The following is a 12207-nucleotide window of genomic DNA, read 5'->3' on the forward strand; positions in this document are numbered from 1 at the left end:
ATGATGGCGTAGCCTGCTGTGCGGATACCAGCGTCGGGGCCGTCAGGCAGGTCGCGAAAAGCAGACCTGCAAGGCCAAGCTTGCGAAGTGGGCGCGCGAAAGCGGCGCCGAAAGCGTGATCGTTCATCGTTCCCTCCGTGCCGGCAACACCCTTGATGGGTGCTGGTGGGATGATCCCCCCGCCGTGCATTGAACAAATCAGTCTCATATGTTCAGAAAGTCGGCAAGAAGATTCGTCTGATATCAGAACGGTGGTTTTGGAGACCAACCAAAGGCGGGTTGATATTGGGTCACCCATTCAACCTCGTTCCCACTAGAGAATAGTTGACCGATATCAGAATGACTGCATAGATGGCATCATCGGCCGCAGAGCCGGGACCGGATGCGGTCACACATTGGGAAGAACGCTTATGTTGAATGTCGTCGATAAGCCGGCGCTGGAGACCCGCGGCTACGTCGTTCGTGACAGCTATTTTGGTGCCCCGTACATCGACCGGGACGAATGGCGCGAGAAACCCTACCCCCATCGCAACGTCCACGGGGGATTCGCAGACACCGACACGCGCTTTACCTTCTACTTCCCGGCCGAGGAGGAATGGGGCGGCCGGATGTATCATCCACTCGAAGGTGCCCATGCGGGACACGAAGAGGCCTTTGCCGGGGCCATGGGCGCGCTGCTGGGTGGTCTCGACATGATGGTCGGCCTGGGCGGCTATATGGTCGAATCGAACTCGGGCCATATCGGCGACGACATCGATCCGCGCGCCGGCATCGATCCAAGCCTGTACGGCTATCGCGCCAGCGTCGAGAGCGCGCGGTTCTCGAAATACGTCTGCAAACAGGTGTTCGGCCGCGAGCCGGACTACAGCTATGTCTGGGGCGGCAGCGGCGGTGGCCGCCGGTCGCCACTGTGTCTGGAATATTGCGACGGCGTCTACGACGGCGCCCTGCCCTTCATGGGCGGCGGCAATGTCGAGCCCCACGGCACAAACTCGCGTGTCCGCAGCGAGCAGCCCTTCTCGTTCGGCAGTATGTTCAACGTCCAGCGCCTGTTGCGCGGCGACAAGCTGGACAGTGTCATCGACGCCATGGCCCCCGGCGGCAGTGGCGATCCCTTTGTCGGGCTGACCCAGCACGAGCGCGAGGAACTGGCCAACCTCTATCGCCTCGGATACCCGCGCGGCGACGAGTTCATGATCGCCAAACCCATGGGCCAGATCTGGCTGTGGTGTTCGATCGCCGGAATGCTGCTGGAGGAGGACGCGGACTATTTCGCGAACTTCTGGACCCAGCCCGGCTATATCGGTCACGATCGCCCCGAGGTGGTCAGGGACGACCTGATCGACGTCAAACTTCCGATCACCCGCATCATCACCGCCCAGGACCTGATGGGCGAGGAGTTCGCCGGGGCCGAGTATGCCGACTCCAAGGCGATGATCATGCTGATGGCATCCAGCAGCGGGGCCTGGGACCTGCCCGTCGCCATCGAGGTCAAGGGCCTCACCGGCGGCTACAGCACCGGCTGCGGCGTCAGGATCGACAGCGGTGCCGTCGCGGGCCGGCAATTGTTCTGCACCCGCGCTGTGGGCGACATCTGGTTCTGCGACGGTCGCGCCGACGCCAACATCCTGCGCTTCCGAGGTGTCGAGGTCGGCGACAGCGTCCACCTGGACAACCACGCCTTCCTGGCCTTCTGCTACGCCTATCGACACCACATTTCGGAAGATCCGCTGAACGACTTCCTGCGCGTGGACGGTCAGCCGATCTATCCGCAGCACGGCGTGCCGGTGCAATCGCCGCTGATGGGCGTGCCCTATTCGGGACAGTACGAGGGCAAGCTGCTTTGGGTCCACCACACCCATGACGCCTCGCTATGGCCGCCCCAGGGCGTCATCTACAAGAGGGCGGTCGAAGAGGCGCAAGGGCCTGAAAAGGCACGCGAGAGGTTCCGTCTGCAGTGGACCCAGAACGCCGAGCACGTCCCGCCGATGCTGCTGCCGACCAATCCCAAACGGGCGACGACGACCTGGCTGATCGACTATATGCCCGTTATCGAACAGGGACTGGTCGATCTGGCGACCTGGGTCGAACAGGGCATCCCACCTGCCGAGACGACCTATGCCTTCTCGGACGGAAAGGTCACCCTGCCTCATTCCGCCCGGGAACGCGGCGGCATTCAGCCGGTCGTGGAGGTTACCGCCAACGGAACCGTGCGGACCGACGTCAGGGTCGGTGAACCGGTCACCTTGACCGTCCACGCCGAGGCACCCGAGGGCGCAGGGACCTTCACCCAGGCGCATTGGGATCTCGACGCCAGCGGCGCCTATTCGCTCATGGCCGAAGTGGCACATGGCCAGACCGACCTGACGCTGTCGACGACGACCGCCTTCGACAAACCCGGCGTCTATTTCGCCACCTGCCGGGTGCGGCTGAACCGTCACGGCGATCCGTCGGCCCGCAGGCAGGTCGAAAACCTCGCCTCGGCCAGGGTCGTGGTCACCTGAGTTCAGAACAACGAACGGGTCCAAGGCGACCCAGACTTTTCCAACGCCGGTGATGCGTCCGATCAAGAGGCGCGATGCCTGCGACAACGTCCAGGGAGAACAATCGTGAGTCTATCTGTGAAATCCAGACTACTGGCGTGCGGCGGTGCCGTCGGGGCGCTGGCGCTATTCTACGGGTCATCCGCGTCCGCAAGGACGTGCGAGACCGCCACGGTCCAGGCCAGCGCACCGGCCGACACCACGATCACTTCGGCGACCCCGACGGCGGCCCCTGTGCCGCACTGCCGGATCGAGGGCTATGTGACGACCACCAACCCCGGTCCGAACAAGGTCAATTTCCGCCTGCAACTGCCCGACACCGGTTGGCAGAACCGCTATTATTTCATCGGCATGGGAGGGGCGGCGGGATATGTGCCGTCGGATTCGCAGATCCCCGCCGGCAATCCGCTGGTTCAGGGTTTCGCTGTCGCCGGCACCGATACGGGGCACACCGGGCACATCCTGGACTGGAGCTTCCTGGCCGATCCCGCTCAGGCCCGCGACCACATCGACCGCGGGGCCCATGTCACCGCTGTCGCGACCCAACAGATCACGCGTCTCTATTATGGCGTCCAGTCCTTCTATCGCTACACCTCCGGCTGCTCAGGCGGCGGGCGGATGACGACGGAGGCCATCGAGCGGCACCCCGAGGACTATGACGGCGTCCTGCTCGGTGCCCCCGGTGGTCGCAGCTCGGCGACCATGCTGGCCTTCATCAACGCGGCCCAGCAGATGGCGCGTGAGCCGGGTGCCTGGGTCTCGCCGGCCAAGTTCGCCATGCTGGACGCCAAGGTCACCGCCGCCTGCGACGAGATCGACGGTGCCAAGGACGATATCATCCAGGACCACACCAAATGTCGCTTCGACTTCGACACGGTGGCCTGCACCGACGGTGACAAGCCGGATTGCCTGACTCAGCCCGAACTCAAAAGCATCAAGGCCATCGTGGCCGGGCCCCGCAGTCCGGCAGGCCAAATCAAGGTCGGCTTTCCGATCTCCAACATGACCGTGTGGGCGGGCTTCATGGGCCAAGTTCCGCCCCCTTGGTCGGACGCCGCCACGGTCGAGAACATGGCGCGTTCATCGCCCGGCTATGTGATCGGCAGCTCGCTGGCCAAGGTCCTGTTCGGCCCTGACTTCGACGTCATGACCATGGACCTCAACGACCAGGCCACGGTCGATCGCTGGTGGGAAGCGACCAAGGAGCTGGATTTCGGCTGGCCCTACAGCGCCAATCTCGCGCCCTATCGTGCCGCCGGCGGCAAGGTGCTGATGTGGAACGGGGTCAGTGATCCTTGCTGTATCGACACGGAGATGGAGCAATATTACGCCGATGCGGCTGTTTCGGTCGGCGGCATGGACAACCTGCGCCAGTTCGCCAGCTTCTATAAGATCCCAGGCATGGGCCACTGCGGCTCGGGCACGGGGCCCGGCGATGCGCCCGACGTGCTGATGACCGAGCTCATCAACTGGGTCGAGAAGGGCGAGGCTCCCGGACCCGTCGTCGCCCACCGCGGAGTGGATCGTCAGCAGCTGCTGTTCGCCGATCCCGCGACCCGGATGGTGTCCGGTGTCCTCGTGCCGCCGCCGACGGGAACCTCGCGCGATTTCATGCTGTGCCGCTATCCCGAGGTCGCCGTGTTTGATCGCTCCAAGGCCAGCGTACCGAACGCCGTCTACGATGCCGCCAACTGGACCTGCCAGGCCCCGCCACGCACCTGACAGAACCAAGGCCCGACCTGGGACGCCGCTCCACCTGCATGGGGCGGCGTCTTCGTATCCGGATCAGCTTGCGTCGGCCTTGCGGAAATCGGCTCGGGCCTCGGTCGAGAACGGGCAGGTCAGCACGGCCAGAGCCGCCTCGAACACGTCACTGCAATACTGGTCGGTACTGGCATAGCCGGCCGGCGAAAGCTTGAGCTTGCCGCCCAGTTCGGAAATGCCGTTTAGAAAAACGCTGGCGCTCAGTGCAAGGCGGCGACGAAAAACATCGGGCTCGAGATGCGAAAGCGATTCGCTGAGTTTGCTGCGGATCTCGGTCGAGGCCGGAGAGATATCGGTCGAACGCACGAACGGATGCTGTTCCGGATCCAGATGCATGACGGCCAGGGTGAAGCGCGCATAGTCCTTCATGTCCTGTGCCTCCAACACGGTCACCAAGGGCGAGAACAGGCAACTCAACATCCGCGCCACGCTGAAATCATTCTCGGCCCGGGCCGCGTCGAGCAGGCTCTGGCGATGGGCCTCCATGGCCGGAAGCCGCATCTCCGACACCGCCTGGATCAGGCCGAGCTTGGACCCGAAATGATGCTGGACGACATAGTTGTTGGCCTGGCCGGCGGCGGTGGCCAGTTGGCGCAGCGACACCCCATCCAGACCGTGCTGACCGTACAGCCGTTCCGCCGCCAGCATCAGCTTCTTGGCGGTCTTCGGATACTCGTGAAACAGTCTTGCCATCTGCGGTCCATGCCCCACTGCCGCACAAAATAAAAGCAGACGATCCCGCGAGAAATTAGAGACGATCGCTGCCGATCCGGTTTAAGGCGCTTGACTTATACAGGCGTTCGTCCTCAGATGCAGCGGGGCATTTCGAGCGGCAGCAAAGGCAAACGCCGCTTGATCAGACCTCGAAAAAGCAGTCGTCGGCGCGTCGCCGTACGACGCGGGAGTGGAAACGCAGTCATCACCGTTCTCACCCGCTTTGCGGCGCGGTCGGCCATGCCGACTCTTCGACAAAGCGTGAGGCGGACCACCAGCAACGAGATCCCTGGGGTCTCCGGGAAACAGGTTCGGCATGTCTAATCTCCTCGCACTCAGCGGCGCCGCATCGGCGTCGGCCGCGGTCATCCTCGCCGCCGTACTCGCCGTGGCCCTGCCGCCGCCCCCTGCACAGGCCCAGGACGCGGCACCCATCGTTGCGACCCCCGAAGGCCAGCTTCAGGGTGTACCATCCAAGGGCGTATTGTCGTTCCTCGGCGTCCACTATGGAGCCGATACAGGCGGCGCGAACCGCTTCCTGCCGCCAGCCGCGCCACCGGCCTGGGGCGGAGTTCGGGTCGCTGACCGCATGGGTGATCGGTGCCCACAGCCCCCCGTGAACATGCCGCCGGAGATGGCGAGCGTCCTGTCGTTCTCCGACTTGCCGACCAGCGAGGATTGTCTGGTCCTGAACCTGTGGACCCCGGCGGTCGCCGACAACGCAAAACGTCCGGTCATGGTCTGGCTGCACGGCGGTGGCTTCTTCCTCGGCAGCGGCGGCGACAAATATTACGAGGGCAGCAATCTGTCGCGCGGTCAGGATGTTGTGGTCGTCACCCTGAACCACCGCCTGAACGTGTTCGGCTATCTTGAACTCGGACCAGAGGCCGGACCTCAGTACGCGGACTCGAACCTGGCGGGCATGCTCGACATCGTGGCGGCTCTGAAATGGGTCAAGGCCAATATCGCATCCTTCGGCGGTGACCCCGACAACGTTACCATCTTCGGCCAGTCGGGCGGCGGCTCCAAGGTCAGCACCCTGCTGGCCATGCCGTCGGCCCAGGGCCTGTTCCACAAGGCAATCATCCAGAGCGGCGCGGCCGTGAAGGTCGGCACGGTCGAGGCCGCGACCGCCACGCGTGACAAGCTGTTCACCCAGCTGGGTCTTCAGGTCGGGGACATCGCGGCTCTGCGAGCCCTCCCGACCGACACCCTGATGAAGGCAGGCGCCCGCGCCGGACTGCTGGCCTATATGCCCGCCGTCGACGGCGAGACATTGCCGACCAATCCGTTCGATCCGGTCGGTTCACCGCTCTCGGCCAATGTTCCGATCATGGTCGGCTCGACCAAGGACGAGGCCACGAATGTGGTCCTCAGCGATCCGACCTGGCAGACGATGACCGAGGCCGATCTGACCACGCGCGTCGGCGGCATGGTCGGCCCGGCCGAGGCGGCCAACACCATCGCCCTGTACCGCGCCCAGGCCCCGAACGACCGGCCGATGCACCTCTACACCAGCGTCATGACGGACATGATGTTCACGTGGAGCTCGATCACACTGGCCGAGCGCAAATATGCCCAGCAGGCCGCGCCGGTCTTCATGTACAAGATCGACTGGAACTCGCCTGTGCTGGGCGGCAAGCTCAGGTCGCCCCACGCGGTCGAACTGCCCTTCATCTTCGACAACGTCGATGTCTCTGCCGGCCTGGTTGGCGCAGGCCCCGAGCAGAACGCGATGGCGGACCTGATGAGCGCCACCTTCGCCGCCTTCGCCCGCACCGGCAATCCCTCGATCCCCGGCGCACCCGCCTGGCCGGCCTATACGCCGCAGACACGCGAGACCTTCATCTACGACGTCCCTCCGACCGTTGTCGCCGATCCCAACAGCCAGCTCAGGGCCTATTGGGCCGCCCGCGCCGCCCAGCCTCAACCGGCCGAGTCCCCGATCCAGGGCGTCATGGACGGAAAGAAGTTTGAATAGCCGCCCTCTCCCCGAGAACGCCCGACCGACCCCTGTGAACGGAACAACAGCATGACACGTCTGGCCGGCAAGACTGCCGTCATCACAGGAGCCGGCTCGGGCATCGGCCGCGCCTCCGCCCTGAAGTTCGCAGCCGAGGGCGCGGCGGTCGCCGTCACCGATATTCTCGGCGACACCGCCGAGGCCGTCGCCGACGAAGTCCGGACTGCAGGCGGCAAGGCGATCGCCTTCGCCGTCGACGTCGCCGACGACCGGGCCCTGAAGGACATGATCGACCGCACGATCGCCGACCTGGGTAAGCTGGACATCCTGTTCAACAACGCCGTCAACACGGCGGCCGGCAAGCGCAAGCGCGACGTGGACTTCCTGCAGTTCGATCCCGCAGTTTTTCACGAGATCGTCCAGGTGAACGTGCTGGGAGGGGTGCTCGCGTCGAAATACGCCCTGCCCCATATGTTGGAGCGCGGCAGCGGCTGCATCCTGTTCACCTCCTCGACCAGTTCGCTGGGCGGCGACGTCGCGCAGTTCTCCTACGGCGCGTCCAAGGCGATGGTGAACTGGTACGTCAAGACGATCGCCACCAACTACGGAAAGCAGGGCATCCGCTGCAACGCGGTCATCCCCGGTGTGATCGAGACCCCGGCGATGAAAGCCTGGGCCAGCGCCGAGATGCACGCCGCATTCATGAAGCTGCAGAACACGCCCCGTCTGGGTCGCCCCGAGGACATCGCTAACCTGGCCGCCTATCTGGCGTCCGACGAGGCGGCCTTCATGAACGGAGGGCTCTACAAATGCGATGGCGGCATGACCGCTCCCCTGCCCTTCGCCCAGCTTCAGCTCGACTACCTGATCCCCCGACACAAGCCGCCCGTCACGCCTGTGGGGGCCTGATCGATGGGCGTACGACAGGAAGACGCCGTTCAGGAAATGCTGGCGGCATGGAGCAGCAACGGCGCGATCGACATCGACCGTGTCGTCCAGGGTTTTGCCGACGACGCCCGTTGGACCCTCTACATGCCGGACGGGCCGACACTGGTCGGACACGACGCCATCCGAGCCGAACTGGAGCGGCAGGCAACATACATCTCGGCCATTGAGACGGAGATCGTGCTCGTCGCCTCAAGCGATGACATGGTGATCGCAGAGCGACACGATCGCTTCATGCGACACGGCAGGCCTGTCGAGCGATGGGTCGCAGGTGCCTTCGAACTGAACGCCGAAAGCCGCATCACGGCCTGGCGCGATTATTTCGACGGGCTGGATTTCGCACGGCAGGCCGGCGTTTCGCCGGACAGGCTTTCGGGCCTGGAGAGCCTTGACGCGCAGCCCGGTCTGGATCGCCGCCCCCCGGTCCCCGAAGCGACAGACGGGACCGGACTGTCGATGGCCCTGCATGCGCCGCAGGGGCCTCAGCAAGCGTTCGTCGAGGCCTTCTGCGAGGCCTGGGGTGACGGAACGCCGACCAGCCGGCCCGATGTCGATCGCATCATCGCGATGATGGCACCCGACGCCGAATGGCGGCTCTGGGTTCCCGGCGGGCCGCTGGTGGAGGGACGTCAGGCCCTAGCGGCCGAAATCACCCGCCAGATCGCCTATTCGGGCCACAACCGGTGCAACACCGTCCACGCGGTCTCGAATGCGCGCGTCGTCATTCAGGAGCGATCCGACTGGGCCGTGCTGGTAGGGCGGCCCTGCCCGCATCAGATGATCGCCATCTACGAGCTGGACGACGAGGGCCTGATCGTCCGCTGGCGGGAATATATCAACATGGCCGATCTGGATCGGAAGCGCGGGGTCAAGGCCGAAGTCGCCCACGTCGAGATCATTGCGTAAGTCACTTGACTTATGTTTTTCAGAAGATCAATCTGAAGTCAGATCGCAATCAAGGATCAGGGCTCGCTACCAAGCTTCAGGGACCCGCCGCGCTTCGTCCAGTCGATGCAGACACGACAGTCCCCGCGCACGTGACGACATTCAAACCAGCTCGAACATCAAGGACGGCATAGACGGTCCTGAGCTGGCCAACATCATTTCCTTAGGGGGAAACATGGCTAGACATACCCTGTTCGCGGGAGCGAGCGCGCTTGCACTCATACTGTCATCGGCGGTCGGACCGAGCGCCGCCCAGGCCCAGGACCGCCCGGCACCGGCCGAGGAAGACCAGGCCTCCGCACTTGGCGACATCGTCGTCGTCGCACGCCGTTCCGAAGAACGCCTCCAGGACGTTCCGCTCAGCGTGACAGGGATCTCGGCGGAGGAGCTTGAAAGCCGCACGATCACGACCGGCACCGATCTCCAGAAGCTGGTTCCAACCCTCAGCGTCGGCGTCAGCATCTTCGGCGGGGCGCAGCAGTTCTCGCTGCGGGGTGTTCGCACCGGCGTGGTCAGCTATCTCAACGAGGTTCCCGTCAACGCCGTCCTGGCCGATCAGATGCTGTGGGACCTGGCCTCGATCCAGGCCGTCTCCGGCCCCCAGGGCACCCTGTTCGGCAAGAACAGCACCGGCGGTGCCGTCCTTTTCGTGCAGAACACGCCGACGGACGAATTCGAAGGCTACCTCGAAGGGCGGGTCGGCAGCTACAACCTGTATGAAGGCACGGCCGTCGTGAACCTGCCTGTCAACGACATGCTCGCCCTGCGCTTCGGGGCCCGCGTGACCCGGCGTGACGGGCTCATCGACAACCTGACCGGCCCGGACCTTCAGAAGCTGGACCACCGGTCGCTTCGGTTCTCGGCCCGGTTCACCCCCAATGAATATCTGAGCAACGTCACGACCTTCAACCTCGCGGATCGAGACGACACGCCCTACGCCCAGATCAGTGGTGCCGGCCCGGGGACTCCGACCTGCCCGACGGCCCTGCCGGCCTGCATCTACGGCGCGGCCTACGGAGTCGAACTGGCCGCCCAGCGCACGCGCGGCATTCGCACCGTGTCCATCCCGCTGAACGCCAGCCAGACAGCGACGCCCTGGCAGTTCACCAACGTGCTGAGCGGCTATTTCGGATCGGTCACGGCCAAATACATCTTCGGCTACCAGAAGAACGAGGACCGCCAGTTCACCAGCCAGCTGTCGATCCCCCTGCCCGTCATCATCGGCCTGAACGACAACGAGACCAGCCTGACGACACATGAAGCCCAGCTGCTGGGGACCGCGTTCGGTGAGCGACTGTCCTGGGTCACCGGCCTTTATTCGTCGGCCAGCGATGTGAACAACTTCAACGCCTATCTGTTGTTCGCGCCGGTAGGCACGCCTCACAACATCAATACGACCCAGCAAACTGGCGGCAACACCACCACCGATTCCTGGGCTGCCTATGCCCAGGGCACCCTGGCGGTCACAGATCGCCTGAACCTGACGGCCGGCATCCGCTACACCGAGGACGATGTGAAGACGGCCCAGTTCGGATTCAGCCCCGGCCTGCGCTGCAATCTTCCTGCGGCCCTGCCCAGCGTGAACATCGCCACCTGCACCCAGCGGATCGCCGCCCAGACGGACGCGGTGACCTACAATCTGTCGGTCGATTTCAAGGCCACCGACGACGTGTTGCTGTATGCGACCACGCGCAAGGGTTACAACGCCGGCGGCTTCAACGCCAATATCAACGATCCCGATCTGGAGGTCGTGCGGCCCGAGTTCATCACCGACTACGAGGCCGGTCTGAAGGCGGACTGGAGCCTGGGCAGCATGCCGATCCGGACCAACCTGTCGGCCTTCTACGCCGAATACACCGACATCCAGCGCACCACCTCACTGCTGTTCCAGAACCTGGTCGTGACCGGCAACTTCAACGCCGCCGAAGCGACCATCTATGGCGGGCAGATCGAACTTCTGGCGCGGCCGCTGGAGCCCCTGACGATCCAGGCCTCCTACGGCTACCTGCACACCCAATACGACAGCTATCAGAACGCCATCCTCGGCGACGTCAGCGGCAACCGCTTTGCCCAGGCACCCCAGGATTCGGTGAACCTGTCGGCGACCTGGCGTCACCCGCTCAGCGTCGGCGAACTGGTCGGCCAGATCGGCTATGCCTACATCAGCGAGGTCGCCTTCGCCGACGATAACCTGACGACACCCGGCAATATCGCCCCGGCCTATGGCCTGATCGACGCGCGGCTGGACTGGAAGGACGTCGGCGGTCGCGGCATCGATCTGGGCGTCTACGTCAAGAACGCGACCGACGAAGATTACCTGCTGAACACCACCGACCGGACGACCCCGTTCGGCTTCCAGTCCCAGCTTTATGGCGACCCGCGGACCTTCGGCTTTGAAGTTCGCTACGCGCTTTAGACCCCACCACCCCGCCTGCCGCTCCCGGCCCACGCACCGGGAGCGGACTTTTCTTTTTCGCGTGAGCGACCCCATTGAAAGAGTCGGCAATGATTGACGAAAGCCGGCGAGATCCGACCTTTGTCTCGAAATACGGTCCCTGGGTGCTGGTCAGCGGCGCTTCGGAGGGAACGGGTGCGGAACTGGCAACCCTCGCTGCGGCCAAGGGCTGCAACGTGGTGCTGGTGGCACGACGGCTGGACAAGCTGGACACTCTGGCCACGACATTGCGCGATCGGTTCGGTGTCGAGGTCGTGACGCAGTCGCTGGACCTGACCGTCGCCGACGGTGCCGCTCGGCTTCAGGCCTGTGCTGACGGACTTGACCTTGGCCTGGTGATCTTCAACGCGGGCGGCGACAACGTCGGCGGCCCCTTTCTGGCCAAGCCCTACTCCGAGTGGCGACAACTGCTTCAACGCAACATCGACATGCTGACCGAGGCCTGCCACCGCTTCGCCACGGCTTTCGTCGCCAAAGGTCGCGGAGGGATCGTCATCATCGGATCGGAGGCGGCGTTCCAGGGCACGGGTCGGCTGGCGCTCTATTCCGCGACCAAGGGCTATGCCCTGAACCTGGGCGAAAGCCTGTGGCGCGAGCTGAAACCCAGGGGGGTCGATGTCCTCAACGTCCTGATCGGTGCGACCGATACGCCCAAGCTGCGCACCGTGTTCGAGAAGAACAATCTGTCGCCGGACGCCGTACCGCTGACCCTGGCCGAAGATGTCGCGCGCGTCGCACTCGACCACCTCGGCGATGGGCCGACGGTGGTCCTGGACGCCCTGGACGACGACGAAAATCCGATGCTGTCACGACGCCTTCGGCGCGAGCGGGTCGTGTACCACAGCGAATTCCTGAATCACTTCTATGGGCCGGAATGA

General features: G+C 64.3%; 8 protein-coding genes. 7 read left to right on the forward strand and 1 reads right to left on the reverse strand.

Features of this window, described 5'->3' with window-relative positions; translation table 11 throughout:
- Nucleotides 1-413 precede the first annotated feature (413 nt).
- Both JHC99_RS01160 and JHC99_RS01165 read left to right on the forward strand, forming a co-directional pair.
- Nucleotides 414-2504 carry a tannase/feruloyl esterase family alpha/beta hydrolase gene (locus JHC99_RS01160; RefSeq protein ID WP_292151639.1) on the forward strand — a complete coding sequence of 697 codons (2091 nt, stop codon included), beginning with the start codon at nt 414-416 and terminating at the stop codon, nt 2502-2504.
- Between the two features lie 105 nt (nt 2505-2609).
- Nucleotides 2610-4265 (forward strand): tannase/feruloyl esterase family alpha/beta hydrolase, encoded by a 1656-nt coding sequence (locus JHC99_RS01165; RefSeq protein WP_292151640.1) that lies wholly within the window; start codon nt 2610-2612, stop codon nt 4263-4265.
- 63 nt (nt 4266-4328) lie between these two features.
- Here JHC99_RS01165 and JHC99_RS01170 read toward each other — a convergent pair whose 3' ends face one another.
- Nucleotides 4329-5000, reverse strand: coding sequence for a TetR/AcrR family transcriptional regulator (locus tag JHC99_RS01170; protein WP_271143684.1), 672 nt, complete (start codon nt 4998-5000; stop codon nt 4329-4331).
- A gap of 337 nt (nt 5001-5337) precedes the next feature.
- Between JHC99_RS01170 and JHC99_RS01175 the strand changes: the two genes are divergently transcribed.
- From JHC99_RS01175 to JHC99_RS01195, 5 genes are all read left to right on the forward strand, one after another.
- Nucleotides 5338-7002 (forward strand): carboxylesterase family protein, encoded by a 1665-nt coding sequence (locus JHC99_RS01175; protein ID WP_292151641.1) that lies wholly within the window; start codon nt 5338-5340, stop codon nt 7000-7002.
- Between the two features lie 51 nt (nt 7003-7053).
- Nucleotides 7054-7893 (forward strand): SDR family oxidoreductase, encoded by an 840-nt coding sequence (locus JHC99_RS01180; protein ID WP_292151642.1) that lies wholly within the window; start codon nt 7054-7056, stop codon nt 7891-7893.
- Nucleotides 7894-7896: 3 nt separating this feature from the next.
- Nucleotides 7897-8835 (forward strand): nuclear transport factor 2 family protein, encoded by a 939-nt coding sequence (locus JHC99_RS01185; RefSeq protein ID WP_292151643.1) that lies wholly within the window; start codon nt 7897-7899, stop codon nt 8833-8835.
- Between the two features lie 214 nt (nt 8836-9049).
- Complete coding sequence (locus JHC99_RS01190; protein ID WP_292151644.1) at nt 9050-11290, forward strand: TonB-dependent receptor; 2241 nt, start codon at nt 9050-9052, stop codon at nt 11288-11290.
- A gap of 89 nt (nt 11291-11379) precedes the next feature.
- Nucleotides 11380-12207 carry an SDR family NAD(P)-dependent oxidoreductase gene (locus tag JHC99_RS01195; RefSeq protein ID WP_292151645.1) on the forward strand — a complete coding sequence of 276 codons (828 nt, stop codon included), beginning with the start codon at nt 11380-11382 and terminating at the stop codon, nt 12205-12207.

This window comes from Brevundimonas sp. (assembly GCF_016463485.1).
Taxonomy (GTDB): Bacteria; Pseudomonadota; Alphaproteobacteria; order Caulobacterales; family Caulobacteraceae; genus Brevundimonas.